Raw genomic sequence first — 14,373 nt, 5'->3', positions numbered from 1 at the left:
GGCGGCCCGCCCGCCTCCGGGGCGCTGGAGACCGGCGGCGGGCGGCAGGACGGCAGGTCATAGGCTGTCGGTCCGGCGGACCTCCGCCTGCGGTTCCCTCCTGCGGAAAGGACCACGTCATGAGCGAGAAGGCCCGCAAGCTCTTCGACGCACTCGATCTCAACAACGACGGCGTCCTGACGCGCGACGAGGTGATCTCGGCCCTGCGGGCGAAGGGTCCCGCCCTCGCCGCAGCCGGCGACCTGCCCTACTGGGGCCTGGGCGACGCGGACGCCTCCTCGGCGCTCTTCGACCGGGCCAACCTCGACGGCGACGACGTCCTGTCCTTCCAGGAGTTCGAGCGCGAGGTCGACCGCCGCTTCGGCTGGTAGCCGCGGCTCAGGCGGGGCGGATCCCGTCGCAGGTGATCCGCAGGTGCCGGGGCCCGCGCAGGACCGCGTTCTGGCGGTAGGGCGGCGGATCCTCCAGGAGGCGGGGGTTCTCCAGGCGCCGGGCCAGCTCGCTCAGCGCGAGCTGGGCCTCCAGCCGGGCCAGCGGAGCGCCGAAGCAGCTGTGGATGCCGCTGCCCAGGCCCAGGTGCTGGATGTCCTTGCGGTGCGGGTCGAAACGGTCCGGATCCCGGAAGCGGTCGGGGTCCCGGTTGCCGGAGGCCAGGACGAGCCACATCGAGGACCCCTTGGGAATGATGGTCCCGCGGACCTCGATGTCCACGAGCGGGGTGCGCTGCGGCAGCAGCTGCACCGGCGGTTCGAACCGCAGCAGCTCCTCCACCAGGGGTACCGCCAGACCCGGATCCTGACGCAACTGCCCCAGTACGTCCGGGTTGCGCAGCAGGGTCAGCATCCCGTTGGTGATCAGGTTGACCGTGGTCTCGTGGCCGGCGATGAGCAGCAGCGCCGCCGTACTGAGCAACTCCATCGTGGACATGGACCCGTCCGGTCCGCGCCCCACGGCCAGTTGGGAGAGCATGTCGTCGCCGGGGTTCCCGCGCCGCTCCTCGATGAGCCCGGCCAGGTACATGCCCAGCTCCATCCGGGCGTCGTGGGTGCTCCGCAGCCGCTCCGCGGGATCGGAGTCGGGATCGGGGTCCAGGCTCGCGGCGAGGGTGTCGGCCCAGACGTGGAAGCGCGCCTCGTCCTCGTGGGGCACGCCCAGCAGCTGACAGATCATCGTCACCGGGAACGGGTAGGCGAACTGGTCGACCAGGTCGATCCGCTCGGTGTCCCCGAGATTGTCGATGAGGCCGGTGACGATGCCGCGCAGACCGTCCCGCATCCCGTCGACGCGGCGCGGGGAGTGCGGCGGGCCGAAGGGCCGGTTGGTCATCCTGCGCAGCCGGTCGTGTTCCGGCGGGTCCAGCTTCAGGAAGCTCGGCGGCAGCGCCGTCGCCTCCTCCTCCCCGCCCCCGGCCAGCGGGTCCCCGGCCGTCGCGGCCAGGTTGCGGGAGTCGGAGCTCAGCCGCGGATCGTGCAGCAGGCTCTGGATGTCGTAGTAGGTGCTGATGACGTACGGGCCGGTCCCGTCGTGGAAGACCGGGGTCCGGCGCAGCTCCTCGTACAGCGGGTACGGGTTCGCGCGGTTGGCGTAGTCCAGGATCTGGCTCAGGATGCCGTGGGTCATGGCGGGTCCTCCGGGGGCGTGCGGGTCAGTGCCCGGCGGGGGTGAAGGTGATCCGGCGGTCGGCCGGCGAGTACCCGCTGAGAGTGATGGTCGGGCCGTGCGTGGGCACGGACGGGTCGGGGAAGTCCGCGGGGATCGGCCGCTGCCCGTCGGCGCGGCGGTCGACCGTGGTGAACGGGGGCGGGAAGGGCGCGGTGGTCTCGATCTGCCGCTCGTAGAACTGGAGCCAGCGCGCGTTGTCGAAGGTGACGGCCCCGATGACCCGGCCCTGGTAGCCGTAGACCCCGGTGAAACGCCGCTCGGCGCGCGAACCCTGGGTGATCATGATTTCCGTGCCCATGGACGGCACGCCGACGGACTTGATGTTCACGCCGAACTGGGAGGACCAGAACGCCGGCACCCACAGGTGCGGGCGGCGCTGCGTGCTCTCGCTGAGCATGTTGTGGGCGGCGGTCTCGGCCTGCGCCACGGCGTTGCCCCAGTGCTCCAGGGACAGGAACTGGTAGCCGAACAGCGCGTGCGGGGAGCGGGCCACGTCCCCCGCCACGTAGATGTCGTCGGTGACGATCCCGCGGATGTCGAAGGCCCGGCAGCCGGCGTCGCACGCGATGCCGCGCGGGCCCGCGCCGAGTCCGGAACCGGTCAACCACTCCGTGTTGCGCTGCGCGCCGAGCGAGACGACCACCACGTCGCACTCCAGGGTGGTGCCGTCGGACAGGTGCGCGGCCCGGACCCGTCCCGAGGAGTCGCCCTCCAGGCCGGTGACCATGATCCCGGTTCGCAGGTCGACGCCGTGCTCCCGGTGGAGTTCGGCGGCGACGGCCCCGATCACCCCGCCCAGCGCCCCGACCAGCGGGGCGTCGCCGCGTTCGGCGACGGTGACCTCCAGGCCGCGTTCGCGGCAGGCCGACGCGATCTCGGAGCCCGTGAAACCGGCGCCGATGACCAGGACCCGGCGCGGTCCGGCCGCCAGCCGCCGGGCCAGGGCCGCCCCGTCGTCGCGGGTACGCAGCGTGAAGACGTTCTCCAGCTCGCCCTCGGCCTGGTCGGGCCAGGGCCGGGCCCGCACCCCGGTGGCGATCAACAGCCGGTCGTAGGGCACCTCGTCGCCGTCGGCCAGAACGACCTTCCGGGCCGCCATGTCGAGGCCGCTCGCCGCTACGCCCAGGCGCCACTCGGCGTCGATGGCACGGCGCCGGGGGAGCGCGGTGCGCTCGGCCTCGGCCCGGCCGAGCAGTACCTGCTTGGACAGCGGAGGGCGGTCGTACGGCTCATACGGTTCGTCGCCGATCAGGGTCAGGGAGCCGGTGAAGCCCTTCTCCCGCATGGTCTCGGCGGCGCGCAGTCCGGCCAGCGAGGCGCCGACGACCACGATCCTGCCGGACCGCTTGAGCTGGTCCAGGGCGGTGTCAGGCATCGGACGCCTCCCCGGTGGCGGTGGCGGAGCCGGCGGCGGTCAGGTCCATCTCGTCCACGAGGATCGCCTGGACCGGACATGCGGCGACGGCCTGGGCCACGCGTTCGCGCTGGGCCGCCTCGGCCTGCGGGTCGTACAGCAGTCCCTCGTCCCCGTGCATCGCGAAGACGTCGGGGGCCAGGAAGGCGCACTGCGCGTATCCCTGGCACCGGTTGAGATCGACGACGAGCCTCAGCAAGGTGCGGTCCTTTCCTGGCCCCCTAGGCTTCCCGGACCAGCGTGCTCACGGTGGCGCCGCCGGGCCCGTCGGGCGCCGCCATTGGGATGACGTCCGGTCGGGTGCCGTCAGGGGGCCGGGCGGGGGCGGCCCCGCGCCGACCGCAGGATGTACAGGCTCACGACCAGGGCCCAGGCCGGGAAGACCAGCTCGGACCACGGCACGGAGGAGCCGGCGACGAGCAGCACGAGCCCGACGAGGTACCCGGCCAGGGTCAGCGGGCGCGGGAAGACCCCGAGCTTGCGGCCGATGGTCGAGGTCGCGAAGACGAACACGGCGGCCATCCGCATCCCGTACGTCGTGAGCAGCGAGTACGCGAACTGGCGGCCGAACTCCTGGGGCTGGTCGGCGTCCAGCACGGTCCCGGCGGCCGCCGCGGCGCCGAAGAGGCTGGCGACGAAGACCAGGCCGCTGCCCAGGAAGACGGTGGAGACGAACCGGTCCTCGGCCTCCCCGGCGTGCTCCCGCAGCGCGCCCATGAACCAGAGGAAGGCGATGCCGGCGAACGGGACGAGTTCGAGGGCGGTGGTCACCGCGTCCCGCTGGCCCGGGCTGACCTCGACCCGGGCCGCGCCGCCGCCTTCCGGCAGGGCGATCCGGGCGAGCACGATCGCCGCCGCCATGAGGCCGGCGAAGACGATCCCCGCCAGCCCCGCCGCCCGGGGTGTGCTCAGGCTCTGTCCCGGGGCGGTGCCCGGTGCTCCTTGTGTCATTGGTCCAGCAAGCCGGGGGCCCGGCATGGGTGCCAGCGGAGCCGCGCGCCCGGGTGACGCCGGGCCCGGCGCGGCGAGGCCCCGGGCCGGCGGGGCTCAGGCCGTCGCGGGGCTCAGCCCGTCCCGTCCGTGCGGTCCAACTGGTCGATGTGCCACAGCGGCAGGCTCCGGAAGAAGTCCACGGCATCCGGCCGCCAGTACGGGGCCCAGGAGGCGGCCTCGGCGGCCGCCGCCTCGGCGTACCGGCGGATCTCGGAGCGCAGCCACCGGTCCGCGCCGGCGTCGCGCGCGATCCGCTGGATCCGGGCGATCGTGGAGTCCGGGCAGGCACGGTCGCCGAGCGCGGCCTCCACCAGGGCCGCGTCGGCCGCGCCCGCGCGGGCCAGGACGGCGTTGACGGCGTAGGTGCGCCGCCCGGAGCGGATGTCGGCCCCGGTCGACTTGCCGACCTGGCCGGCCTCGTGGAAGAGGTCCAGGTAGTCGTCGCGCATCTGCTCGCCGATCCCCACCAGGCGGGCGTAGCGGTGCAGCCGTTCGCGGTGCGGTGCGGGGTCCTCGCCCGCGGCCAGCAATCCCATGGTCAGCGGAGCCAGGACGGAGTACCGCGCGCTCTTGAAGTCGGTGACCTCGTGCAGGAACTCCCCGCCGGGATCCGCGAGGGTGTCCCGTTCCAGGTCCGCTACCTGTCCGACCACCGTCTCGGCCGCCGTCCGCGTCTGGACGGCCAGCAGGGCCAGGCGCAGCTCCGCGGGCACGTCGGCTTCGAGCAGCACCTGCATCGACAGGAACGCGGCGAGGTCGCCCGCGAGCACGGCGAGGCCGAGCGCGGCCGGGAGGTCGCCGGGCAGGTCCTGGCGGTAGGCGTAGTAGGTCGACGGTCCGCCGCGCCGCAGGGGTGCGTCGTCGATGATGTCGTCGTGGACGAGCCCGTGGGTCTGCAGTAGTTCGAGGCTGAGCCCCGCTTCGGCCAGGCCCGGAGGCTCGTCGGTGGTGACCAGCCGGGCCGCCTCGTGGAGCAGTACGACCCGCAGGCGCTTGCCGCCGCGCGTCGACAGCTCCCTCAGCAGCTCCAGGGCGCGCGGCGCGAAGCGGCTGTGGGTCGGGGTGTCCAGCCGTTTCCCGAGGGTGTCGAAGTACATCTGGAGGCGGGCGTCGAACCGGCTGCGGTGTCCGGATATCCGTTCCAGGGTCAGTGCGGCGGTGGCCGTGTCGTTCATGAAGATCAGTATCGGGCCGCGGCGTGGCGGCAGGTGTCACCGTCGGTGGATCGATGTAAGAAATCATTGACACGAGGTATGGATCCTTTTACATTCGTCATGTCAAAGTTTTTTTACATAGGAGTGAGAGTGGCCTTCGAAGAGAAGCGCGCGTGGATCATGGGGGTGGTCGCGGTCGCCGGGTACGCGGTCTATCTGGCCCTCGTGCTGGGCCGGGCCGGTGACGGCGTCCCCCTCGTGGAGGTCCCGTACGTCGCGCCGCTGCTCTGGACGGTCGGCGGAGCCGTCGTGGCCGCGGTCCTCCTCAACATCGCGGCGGCGGCGGCCTCTCCCGGCGAGGCCGACGTCAAGGACCAGCGCGACAAGGAGATCGGCCGCCTCGGCGAGCACGCCGGGCAGTCCTTCCTCGTCATCGGAGCCGTGGCCGCGCTGATCCTCGCGATGGCCGGAGCGGACCGTTTCTGGATCTCCAACGCGATCTATCTCGGCTTCGTCCTCTCGGCGGTGCTCGGCTCCGTCGTGAAACTCGCCGCCTACCGCTGGGGGTTCCAGTCGTGGTGAAGCCGACCGGCATCACGAACCGGATCAGGACCCTGCGCTTCGAGCACGCGGAGATGACCCAGGCGGAGCTGGCGGAGCGCGTCGGCGTGACCCGGCAGACCGTCATCGCCATCGAGAAGGGCCGCTACTCGCCCTCGCTCGAGACGGCCTTCAGGATCGCCCGCGTGTTCACGGTGTCGCTCGAACAGGTATTCCAGTACGCGGACGAGGAAGGGACGGCGCCGTGAAGGCGATCGTGCAGGACACGTACGGCTCCAGTGACGTACTGGAGTTGAGGGACGTCGAGACGCCGAAGCCGGGCAGGGGCGAGGTGCTCATAGCCGTCCGGGCCGCCGCCGTCGACGCCGGCGTCTGGCACCTGATGAGCGGCCGGCCCTACCTGCTGCGACTCATGGGCTTCGGACTGCGCGCACCCAAGGTCCCCGTACGCGGCCGGGAGGTCGCCGGGGTCGTGGAGTCGGTCGGCGAGGGCGTGAGCGCGTTCCGCCCGGGGGACGAGGTCTTCGGCATCTGCGAGGGCTCCTTCGCCGAGTACGCGAGCGCCCGGCAGGACAAGCTCGCGCACAAGCCCGCCGGCCTCCCCCTGGAGGAGGCGGCCGCGCTCCCCATGTCGGGCCTCACCGCGCTCCAAGCGCTCCGCGACGCGGGACGCGTGCGGCCCGGACAGCGGGTGCTGGTCATCGGCGCCGCGGGCGGGGTCGGCACCTTCGCCGTGCAACTGGCCAAGGCGTACGGCGCGCACGTCACCGGGGTGTGCAGCACCACGAAGACGGAGCTGGTGCGGTCGCTCGGCGCGGACGAGGTCGTCGACTACACGCGCGAGGAGTTCGCCGACGGCGTCCACCACTACGACCTCGTCCTCGACACCGCAGGCAACCGCACCCTGTCCCACCTCCGGCGCGCCCTGACACCGCGCGGAACGCTCGTCCTCATCGGAGGCGAGGGCGGCGGCCGCTGGCTGGGCGGCGTCGACCGAACCCTGCGGGCCGCCCTGCTGAACCCCTTCGTGCGCCACGGCCTCAAGGGCTTCATCTCCGCCGAGCGCCAGGCCGACCTCGAAGTCCTCAAGCGGCACGTCGAGGAGGGCACCCTGTCCCCGGCCGTCCAGCGCACCTGCCGGCTCGCCGACGCCCCCGCGGCCATCGACCAGCTCCACCGCGGCGAGGCGCGCGGGAAGATCCTGATCACCCCCTGAGTCCGAGGCCCGGCCCCGGCCCCGGGCTTCAGCCGAGGTGCGGGAGGGGTGCGGCCGAGGGTGCGGCCGGGCTCGCGGGGGCTCCCTCGGTGCCGGGTGCGGCGGCCGCGGGCGGCGTGCCGGGCGTGGCCGATGTGCCGGGCGTGGCCGACGGCCCGGGCGTCGCCGACGGGCCGGGAGCGGCCGGTGCGGTCGCGCCGGGCGTGGCGGTCGGGGATTCGGGGACGCAGGTGACTTCGTCGCGCGGGGTGTAGTGCGTCCGGAACGTCTCGCGGCCGACTTCCTGGCCGCGCTGGACGAAGACGCGGTCGACGGAGACGTCGAAGCCTTCCAGCGGGGTCTGCGCCTCGCAGGTGGGGCCGGCGACCGTGACCTTGCCCGGCGGCGTGACGTGGGTGCGCGGACCCTTGGTCGCGCGGACCTCGTCGTACTTCTTCGTCCCGCGCAGGGTGACGGTCACCGAGGTGCCGGTGGACGAGGCCCTGACGGTGACGGGGTGGCCGGAGTCGTTCTGCCAGCGCAGGTCGAGGGTGCCCCAGGCGACGGTGGCCTCGCGGCCTTCGGGGTACCGCTCGATGTAGAAGGAGTGGGCCCCGTACTCCACGGGCTTGAGGCCCGCGAAGAACATGGCGTTGAACATGGTCGTCGCGACCGCCGAGACGCCGCCGCCGGGCGACTTCACGTACCGGCCGTCGTTGATCATGATGCCGTCGACGAAGCCGTTCTCCTTGGTCCGCTCGCCCACGGCCTGGTTGAAGCTCCAGACCTCCCCCGGGGTGACCACGGCGCCGTCGATGAGCTCCACGGCGCGGGCGATGTTGTGGGTGCGGTAGGGCGCTGCCGGGAAGGCCACGGTGAAGGTGGAGAGGAGCTGCTGCCCGGCGGCCGGAGGGGCGGGAGCCGCCGGAGCGGCCCGAGGGGCGGTGTGCGAAGCGGGGGGCGCGGGGGCGGGCGCGGCGGGGGCCTCGGCGCCGGCCGGCCGGTCGGCCGGCGGTTCCGCCGCCGCCGCGGAACCGGTGGAGAGTCCGCTGAGGCCGAGTGCGGCTGCTGCGGCCACCGATATCAGGGCGGTCCGCGTGGTGGCCGTACGGCCGTGTGCGCGTCGCATGTCTCTCCCTGTCGCTCTGGAATCCGGTCCGGGCTCCGACGCACGTCCGAAAGGCGGAATGCGCCGGAAGCCAGAGACAAGCGTGGACCAAATGCGACCAAAAGGGTCAGGAATGTGCCGGTTCTCACGAGAGGGCCGACCGCGAGCACTTCGGAGCGTATCCATCTGGTCACGCGGTGCTCACGGAACCGAGCGGATCCGCCGGACCAGCAGCGACCCCGCGAGGGCCAGTCCGCCCGCGAGCCCGTACAGGGCGGTGTACCCGCCGAGGTGGCCCACGACCGGCGCCGCGATCACCGGGGCCAGCACCTGCGGCATCGCGTTGGCGATGTTGATGACGCCGAGGTCCCTGCCCCGGTCCTGCGCCGTCGGCAGGACGTCCGTGAGCAGGGCGAAGTCCACCGCCGTGTACACGCCGAAGCCGAGGCCGAGGATCAGCGAGGCGACGACGGCGCCGGTCCAGGTCTGCCAGACGGCGAGCAGTACGGTGGCCGCCGCGATGACCAGCCCGGACCGGATGACGTAGGACTTGCGGCGGCCGCTGCGGTCCGACCGGATGCCGCTGATCACCACCGTGGAGAGCAGCGTGAGGGCGTTGAGCGCCGTGAGGACCAGTACGCCGGTGTCCGCGTCGCCCTCGTAGCGCACGGCGTCGGTGAGGTAGTAGAGCAGGTACATCGTGCTGATCGAGTAGGAGAGGTTCATCAGGAACCGGGTCAGCCAGGCCCAGCCGAAGTCGGGATGGCGGCGCGGGTCGATCCAGAAGCCGGCGACGAAGGTCCGCCACCGGAAGGCCGGCCGGTCGGCGGGGGCGAGCACCGAGTCGCGCCGCATCAGTACGTACGGCACCGCCGCGAGCACCGAGAAGGCCGCGCAGGCGAGATAGCCGGCGCTGATCCCGCCCGCGACCGTGGCCAGCGCCGTGCCGACCAGGATGCCGACGACCTGGGAGACCCCGAGCCAGCCGCCGACCAGGCCCCGCTGCCGGTGCGGGACCTGGTCGGGGACGGCCGCGGTGAGCGCGGCGAAGGCCGCATTGAGGGCGAGCTGTACCAGGCACCAGCTTGCGATCACGGCGGTGACGCTCTGCGCCAGGGACAGGACCGTCAGGCCGGCGGCCCCGCCCGCCACCCCGGCGACCACCCAGGGGATACGGCGGCCCGCGCGCGCGGTCGTACGGTCGGACAGTGCTCCGAAGACGGGGTTCGCGACCATGGACACGGCCGCGCCCAACCCCGTCACCACGGCGAGGGTGGACGCCTTGTGGTCCGGGGTGAGGTGCTCGGCCTGGCGTGCCAGGAGCAGTTGCAGCGGTCCGAACCAGCCGACCCAGATCCCGAGGTTGGCGAGGGACAGCGCGCTCACCCACCGGCCGCCGGGCGGGGCGCCGGACCCGGCGGCTTCCACGGCCTTCGGCTCCGCGGTCATCTGCCGCTCTTGATCAGGTCGCGGTACCAGGCGTACGACTCCTTGGGCGTCCGCGCCAGCGTCTCGTAGTCCACGTGGACGAGCCCGAACCGCTGCCGGTAGCCCTCCGCCCACTCGAAGTTGTCGAGGATCGACCAGATGAAGTAGCCGCGGACGTCGGCCCCCTCGGCCATCGCCCGGTGCAGTGCGCGCAGGTGGCCCTCGTGGTAGGCGATCCGGCGCGCGTCCTCGATCCGGCCCGTCCCCGGGTCCGGCCCGTCGCCGTACGAGCAGCCGTTCTCCGTGATGTACAGGGGCGGCAGCCGGTCGCCGTAACGCGCGCGCAGGGTGGCGATCAGCTCGCGCAGTCCGTCCGGGACCACCGGCCAGTCGAAGTCGGTGCGGTCGTACCCCTCGAGCTGTCCGATGTCGAAGGGGAGTCCGGAGGGGATGTCGATCCCGCCGAAGGCGGAGGGGCCGGCCGGGGTCGGGGCGCCGACGAGCATCGGGTTGTAGTAGTTGACCCCGTACCAGTCCAGCGGGGCCGAGATCGTCTTGAGGTCGTCGGCCACCGGCCCGGGCAGGAGGGATTCCAGTCCGTCCGGGTAGGCGCCGGTCAGGATCGGGTCGGCGAAGAGGCGGTTGGTGAGCGTGTCGTACAACTCGGCGGCTGCGCGGTCCTCCTCGCTCTCGCTCGCGGCCCAGACGGGGCTGTGCGAGGCGGCAATGCCGATCCGGCGGGCGCCCGCGGCGCGCAGGGCCTGCACGCCCAGCCCGTGTGCCAGGAGCTGGTGGTGGGCTGCGGGCAGGGCGTCGAAGACGAGCTGCTTGCCCGGGGCGTGCTCGCCGAGGCCGTAGCCGAGGAGGGTGACCTCGGCGGGCTCGTTGATGGTGATCCACATGGGCACGCGGTCGGCGAGGCGCTCGGCGACCACCGAGGCGTACGCCGCGAACCGCTCGGCGGTGTCGCGTTCCAGCCAGCCGCCCCGCTCCTCCAGGGCGAGCGGGGTGTCCCAGTGGAAGAGGGTGGGCACGGGGGCGATCATCGCGGCGCACAGCTCGTCGACGAGCCGGTCGTAGAAGTCCAGCCCCGCCCGGTTGACGGTGCCGTGGCCCTCGGGCAGGACGCGGGACCAGGAGACCGAGAACCGGTAGGCGTCGACGCCGAGCCCGCCCATCAGCGCCACGTCCTCGCGGTAGCGGCGGTAGTGGTCGGTGGCCACCTCCGCGTGCGAGCCGTCCTTGACGCGCCCCGGCTCCCGGGTGAAGGCGTCCCAGGAGGAGGGGCCCCGGCCGTCGGCCGTGGGCGAGCCCTCGATCTGGAAGGCGGAGGCGGAGACTCCCCAGAGGAAGCTGGCCGGGAACTGGGGTACGGGCTCTGTCATGCGGACTCGCTTCGGTCGGGGGAGCGCCGATCCCCAACGAGGGTGCGGGGAGGCGCTGTCGGGCGTGCTGCTCCCGGCACTTTCGGGTCCCCGGGCCCGCCCTGTCAATGGAAAGTGAACAATCCTCAACTTCTATCCCGGATCCCCGGCCCGCGGGGCCGCCAGGTCCGTCAGCAGCCGGGCCCGCTCCTCCATCGGGATCATCAACTGGATCCGGGCGATGTCCGTGGCGTTGGAGGCCGCAGCCCGCGGCGGCCCCGCAGTCGGCCGCGGCGCAGCCGGTGACGAGGAGCGCCGCGAGCAGGGCCCACGCCTGCCGCCGGGTCAGAAGGTGTCGACGGAATCGCACTTGGCGCTCTGTACGGCGCAGACCTTCACGCGCTGCCCCGGGGCGGTGTCGTCCCAGGCGTTGAAGAATGCGCCGTGGATGGAAGAGGCCGTCCCCGAACACAGCGAGAGGCCGGCCGGGCTGCCGCCCGTCGGAGAGCCGATCACGAAGCGGCTGCTCCTGGGTCTGATCGAGGGCGGGCCCGGGGACCCGGTGGACATGCCGAACGAACTGGTGATCCGCGAATCGTCCTGACCCCCTACGGCGCGGGGGCTACTGGCTGCCCCCGCCTCGACCCGTCACGTCCCGTACGTGCCGCAGGCCCGGCCCCGCGAGCACCTCGTGCAGTTGCTGGAAGACCTGCCGGGCGCCCACGGCGTTCCAGTCCGCGGGAAGCAGTTCGGCCGGGAGCCCTGGGTCGAGGTAGGGCAGCCGGCGCCACTCGGTGAGCATGGGCACGTAGTGGCGGAACGCCTCGGCGGCGTCGATGCCGTCCTGCCGGGCGAGCCGCGCGGCGACCGGGGCGTACGCGCCGGTGAAGGTGGCGTACTGGGCCTGGATCGCGGGAAAGTCCCACCACGAGCTCACCGCCTCGGGCAGCTCGCTGAACGCGGCGTAGTCGGCCGCGGCGAACAGGTGGACGTACTCGCTGAGGCCGAGCCGCACGAGCATGTCCCGGGCGTCCTCCAGGAGCCGGCCCGGCGCCAGCCACACGCCGGGGGCGATGTTGCCGAAGCCGAGCCAGGTCAGTCTGGTGCGCAGCTGGTAGCGGTGGGAGCGCTCGGACTCCGGTACGGAGAAGACCGCCATGGCCCAGCCGTCCGCCAGGTCGGCCGGTTCGAGACTGGCGAAGATGCGGCGGTCACCCGCGTCGAAGACGGGGTGGACGGCCGGGCTGAGCCGGTAGCCGGTGGCTCCGCGGCGTTCCGGTTCGAGGACGCCCTTCTTCTTGAGCCGCGAGATGGCGGAGCGCACCGCCTGGCTCTCCACGCCGAGCTCCGACATGAGCGTGATCAGGTCGGCGACGGAGATCCAGCCGCCGCTGCCGCGCACGAAGGCCCCGTAGACCGTACTGATCAACGAGCTGGGCCTGAGGGGGCTGTCGGACATGATCACCTTCCCGTGGTGTGCGGTGGTGATCCTACCGAGCGGCTGCGCGGCCGGGCCGCCCGCGGTCGGTCCCCGGCAGGCGCCCCCGGGCGAGCGGGGCCTACGCGTACGCCCCCGAAAGGAGGTGTCCGGCTCCCGGCGCCACGGCGGGGAGGTCGAGGGCGCGCAGCATCTGGTGGGCGGTGCAGACGGCCGCGGACACGACCGGCTTGCCGAGCAGCTGTTCGGCCTCCTCGATGGCGCCGAGCGAGGGCATCTGCACGCAGGCCGACAGGACGACCGCGTCCGCGTCGGCGTAGTCCAGGGCGCGGGCCAGGCCGGGGAGCCTCGCCGGGTCGTGGGCGGCGACGTCGAGGTTGTTCGCGATCTCCAGGGCCTGGTAGTCGAGGACTTCGATGCCCTCGTGGGTGAGGTAGTCGACGACCGTCCGGGTGAGCGGGCGCATGTACGGGGCCAGCAGGGCCACCTTCTTGGCGCCCATGGTGTGCAGCCCGTGGACGAGGGCTCCGGCGCTGGTGACCACGGGGGCGGGGGCCCCGTTCTCCGCGGTGCGCGTGTGCAGGCGCTCCTCGGACGTGCGGTGGTAGCCGAGGCCCATGCTCATGATGGCCACCAGGCAGGCGTAGCCGAGTACGTCGACCCGCGCGTCGGAGAGTTCCACGGCGCAGCGGTCGGAGTCGGCGTCCATGGCCCTGAGCTGCTCCGGGGTCACGTGGGTCATGCGCATGCGACTGGAGTGAAAGGTGAAGCGCTCGTCGGGCGCGATGTCCATGCGGGCGCGCAGGATCGCGGGGACCTCGGTCTCCATGGTGACGTTGGAGCTCGGGACGATCTGCCCGATGCGGTAGGTACGGGACGACACGGGTACTCCTGGGTTGTCTGCGAAGGCGGTGGGGGCAGGGGGCAGGGGGCAGGGGGCGGGGGCCGGCGGGGCCGGCCGGGTTCAGCGGGCGTCGACGACGGGATTGGCGAGGGTGCCGATGACTTCGACGCTGGCCTCGACGGTGTCACCGGGCACGAGGAACTCGGACGGGACCATGCCGGCACCGACGCCCGAGGGGGAGCCGGTCGCGATGACGTCTCCGGGCTCCAGGGTCACGCCGGAGCTGATGTCGGCGATGAGCCGGGCGATGGAGAACAGCATGTGGCGGGTGTTGGACTTCTGCTTGGTGACGCCGTTCACGCGCAGTTCGAGGTCGAGTGCCATCGGGTCCGGCACCTCGTCGGCGGTGACGACGGCGGGGCCGAAGGGGGCGTAGGAGTCCTGGCCCTTGGAGAAGAACCACTGGCCCGAGCGGCGCTGGTCGCGGGCGCTGATGTCGTTGACGATGCTGTAGCCGAAGATGTGGCCGTACGCCTCCTCCTCGGTCACCCGGAAGGCGGTGGCCCCGATGACGACGGCGAGCTCGCACTCCCAGTCCAGCTGCGTCGTGAGGTCGGCGTTGTGCAGGATCGGCGCCCCGGGTCCGGTGACGGCGGTGGCGGGCTTGCTGAAGAGCACCGGGCGCGGGGGCAGGTCCTTGTCGGTGTCCAGGCTCCGGCTGGACTCCTCGACGTGCTCCACGTAGTTCAGCCCCACCCCGACGATCTTGCCCGGGCGCAGCGGGGCGCGCAGGGTGATGTCCTCCAGCCGGTGGACGGCCCCGGCGGGCCGGGCGGCGGAACCGCCCTCCAGCAGGAGGGAGGCGATCTCGCGGGCGGCGGCGCCGGCCCGGATGAACGAGAGCAGGTCGCCGGGCAGCTCGGCGCCCGCGTGCCGGGCGAGGGCCGCGAGGTCGTACACCAGGCCGTCCACCTGGGCGCCCAGGCGGTCGGCGGTGTCGGTCGTTCCAGTGGGCGTGTAGGTCACCAGTCGCATCGGTGGCTCCTAGAGGAAAGTGGCTGAGGAAGGGGGCGGGGGGGGCGGCGGGGGGGGGGGGGGGGGGGCCCCCCCCCCCCCCCCCCCCCCCCCCCCCCCCCCCCCCCCCCCGCCCCCCCCCCCCGGGGGGGGGGCCCCCCCCCCCCCCACCCACGGTAAAAAAAAAAAAAAAAAAAA

Annotated in this window: 15 protein-coding genes and 1 pseudogene; 5 read left to right on the top strand and 11 right to left on the bottom strand. The window is 72.8% G+C overall.

Translation table 11 applies throughout. The features are described 5' to 3' along the window. The first annotated feature begins 119 nt into the window (after positions 1-119). Positions 120-371, top strand: coding sequence for an EF-hand domain-containing protein (locus tag ACFWBY_RS15670; protein ID WP_385331469.1), 252 nt, complete (start codon positions 120-122; stop codon positions 369-371). A 7-nt stretch (positions 372-378) separates the two neighbouring features. On the opposite strand, the gene ACFWBY_RS15665 is transcribed toward ACFWBY_RS15670, so the two are convergent. The 5 genes from ACFWBY_RS15665 to ACFWBY_RS15645 form a co-directional block, all read right to left on the bottom strand. Then, entirely contained in the window at positions 379-1,620 is a 1,242-nt protein-coding gene (locus tag ACFWBY_RS15665) for a cytochrome P450 (protein ID WP_385331473.1), read from the bottom strand. Positions 1,621-1,645: 25 nt separating this feature from the next. Next, positions 1,646-3,037, bottom strand: coding sequence for an NAD(P)/FAD-dependent oxidoreductase (locus tag ACFWBY_RS15660; RefSeq protein WP_385331476.1), 1,392 nt, complete (start codon positions 3,035-3,037; stop codon positions 1,646-1,648). Then, positions 3,030-3,272, bottom strand: coding sequence for a ferredoxin (locus ACFWBY_RS15655; protein ID WP_385331717.1), 243 nt, complete (start codon positions 3,270-3,272; stop codon positions 3,030-3,032). The genes ACFWBY_RS15660 and ACFWBY_RS15655 overlap by 8 nt, the downstream gene beginning before the upstream one ends. 110 nt (positions 3,273-3,382) lie before the next feature. Further along, positions 3,383-4,027 carry a hypothetical protein gene (locus ACFWBY_RS15650; protein ID WP_385331479.1) on the bottom strand — a complete coding sequence of 215 codons (645 nt, stop codon included), beginning with the start codon at positions 4,025-4,027 and terminating at the stop codon, positions 3,383-3,385. A 113-nt stretch (positions 4,028-4,140) separates the two neighbouring features. Further along, a complete protein-coding gene (locus tag ACFWBY_RS15645) occupies positions 4,141-5,244 on the bottom strand; it encodes a polyprenyl synthetase family protein (protein ID WP_385331482.1) in 1,104 nt (367 codons plus the stop codon). A 129-nt stretch (positions 5,245-5,373) separates the two neighbouring features. Between ACFWBY_RS15645 and ACFWBY_RS15640 the strand changes: the two genes are divergently transcribed. From ACFWBY_RS15640 to ACFWBY_RS15630, 3 genes are read left to right on the top strand one after another with little or no spacing between them, the layout of a single operon-like run. After that, complete coding sequence (locus ACFWBY_RS15640) at positions 5,374-5,805, top strand: hypothetical protein (RefSeq protein ID WP_385331485.1); 432 nt, start codon at positions 5,374-5,376, stop codon at positions 5,803-5,805. A 53-nt stretch (positions 5,806-5,858) separates the two neighbouring features. Continuing rightward, positions 5,859-6,032, top strand: a complete 174-nt coding sequence (locus ACFWBY_RS15635; protein WP_385331720.1) for a helix-turn-helix transcriptional regulator — start codon at positions 5,859-5,861, stop codon at positions 6,030-6,032. Then, positions 6,029-7,000 (top strand): NAD(P)-dependent alcohol dehydrogenase, encoded by a 972-nt coding sequence (locus ACFWBY_RS15630; RefSeq protein ID WP_385331488.1) that lies wholly within the window; start codon positions 6,029-6,031, stop codon positions 6,998-7,000. Before ACFWBY_RS15635 ends, ACFWBY_RS15630 begins: the two co-directional genes overlap by 4 nt. A gap of 208 nt (positions 7,001-7,208) precedes the next feature. Here ACFWBY_RS15630 and ACFWBY_RS15625 read toward each other — a convergent pair. The 3 genes and pseudogenes from ACFWBY_RS15625 to ACFWBY_RS15615 all read right to left on the bottom strand — a co-directional run. Further along, positions 7,209-7,877: pseudogene (locus ACFWBY_RS15625) on the bottom strand (VanW family protein); the annotation flags it as partial. Positions 7,878-8,288: 411 nt separating this feature from the next. After that, positions 8,289-9,536 carry an MFS transporter gene (locus ACFWBY_RS15620; protein WP_385331491.1) on the bottom strand — a complete coding sequence of 416 codons (1,248 nt, stop codon included), beginning with the start codon at positions 9,534-9,536 and terminating at the stop codon, positions 8,289-8,291. Next, entirely contained in the window at positions 9,533-10,900 is a 1,368-nt protein-coding gene (locus tag ACFWBY_RS15615; RefSeq protein ID WP_385331493.1) for a GH1 family beta-glucosidase, read from the bottom strand. Before ACFWBY_RS15615 ends, ACFWBY_RS15620 begins: the two co-directional genes overlap by 4 nt. 220 nt (positions 10,901-11,120) lie before the next feature. On the opposite strand from ACFWBY_RS15615, the gene ACFWBY_RS15610 reads away from it, so the two are divergent. Next, positions 11,121-11,483 (top strand): hypothetical protein, encoded by a 363-nt coding sequence (locus ACFWBY_RS15610; RefSeq protein ID WP_385331496.1) that lies wholly within the window; start codon positions 11,121-11,123, stop codon positions 11,481-11,483. An 18-nt stretch (positions 11,484-11,501) separates the two neighbouring features. Here the strand turns inward: ACFWBY_RS15610 and ACFWBY_RS15605 are convergent, their stop codons facing one another. From ACFWBY_RS15605 to ACFWBY_RS15595, 3 genes are all read right to left on the bottom strand, one after another. Continuing rightward, the gene (locus ACFWBY_RS15605; RefSeq protein WP_385331499.1) at positions 11,502-12,338 is read right to left on the bottom strand and encodes a PaaX family transcriptional regulator C-terminal domain-containing protein; all 837 of its coding nucleotides are present in this window, start codon (positions 12,336-12,338) and stop codon (positions 11,502-11,504) included. 100 nt (positions 12,339-12,438) lie between these two features. Beyond that, positions 12,439-13,146 (bottom strand): Asp/Glu racemase, encoded by a 708-nt coding sequence (locus ACFWBY_RS15600; protein ID WP_385331723.1) that lies wholly within the window; start codon positions 13,144-13,146, stop codon positions 12,439-12,441. Positions 13,147-13,281: 135 nt separating this feature from the next. Then, positions 13,282-14,196, bottom strand: coding sequence for a fumarylacetoacetate hydrolase family protein (locus tag ACFWBY_RS15595; RefSeq protein WP_385331501.1), 915 nt, complete (start codon positions 14,194-14,196; stop codon positions 13,282-13,284). Between the last annotated feature and the right edge of the window lie 177 nt (positions 14,197-14,373).

This window comes from Streptomyces sp. NPDC060049, assembly GCF_042736715.1.
GTDB lineage: Bacteria > Actinomycetota > Actinomycetes > Streptomycetales > Streptomycetaceae > Streptomyces.
This window is presented reverse-complemented; position numbering and strand designations above follow the sequence as displayed.

Excerpts from the sequence above, each read along its gene's own strand:
- ACFWBY_RS15665 (WP_385331473.1), bottom strand. The coding sequence starts at position 1,620 with ATGACCCACGGCATCCTGAGCCAGATCCTGGACTACGCCAACCGCGCG.
- ACFWBY_RS15615 (WP_385331493.1), bottom strand. The coding sequence starts at position 10,900 with ATGACAGAGCCCGTACCCCAGTTCCCGGCCAGCTTCCTCTGGGGAGTC.
- ACFWBY_RS15650 (WP_385331479.1), bottom strand. The coding sequence starts at position 4,027 with ATGACACAAGGAGCACCGGGCACCGCCCCGGGACAGAGCCTGAGCACA.
- ACFWBY_RS15635 (WP_385331720.1), top strand. The coding sequence starts at position 5,859 with ATGACCCAGGCGGAGCTGGCGGAGCGCGTCGGCGTGACCCGGCAGACC.
- ACFWBY_RS15600 (WP_385331723.1), bottom strand. The coding sequence starts at position 13,146 with ATGGAGACCGAGGTCCCCGCGATCCTGCGCGCCCGCATGGACATCGCG.
- ACFWBY_RS15620 (WP_385331491.1), bottom strand. The coding sequence starts at position 9,536 with ATGACCGCGGAGCCGAAGGCCGTGGAAGCCGCCGGGTCCGGCGCCCCG.
- ACFWBY_RS15670 (WP_385331469.1), top strand. The coding sequence starts at position 120 with ATGAGCGAGAAGGCCCGCAAGCTCTTCGACGCACTCGATCTCAACAAC.
- ACFWBY_RS15645 (WP_385331482.1), bottom strand. The coding sequence starts at position 5,244 with ATGAACGACACGGCCACCGCCGCACTGACCCTGGAACGGATATCCGGA.
- ACFWBY_RS15595 (WP_385331501.1), bottom strand. The coding sequence starts at position 14,196 with ATGCGACTGGTGACCTACACGCCCACTGGAACGACCGACACCGCCGAC.
- ACFWBY_RS15605 (WP_385331499.1), bottom strand. The coding sequence starts at position 12,338 with ATGTCCGACAGCCCCCTCAGGCCCAGCTCGTTGATCAGTACGGTCTAC.
- ACFWBY_RS15660 (WP_385331476.1), bottom strand. The coding sequence starts at position 3,037 with ATGCCTGACACCGCCCTGGACCAGCTCAAGCGGTCCGGCAGGATCGTG.
- ACFWBY_RS15610 (WP_385331496.1), top strand. The coding sequence starts at position 11,121 with ATGTCCGTGGCGTTGGAGGCCGCAGCCCGCGGCGGCCCCGCAGTCGGC.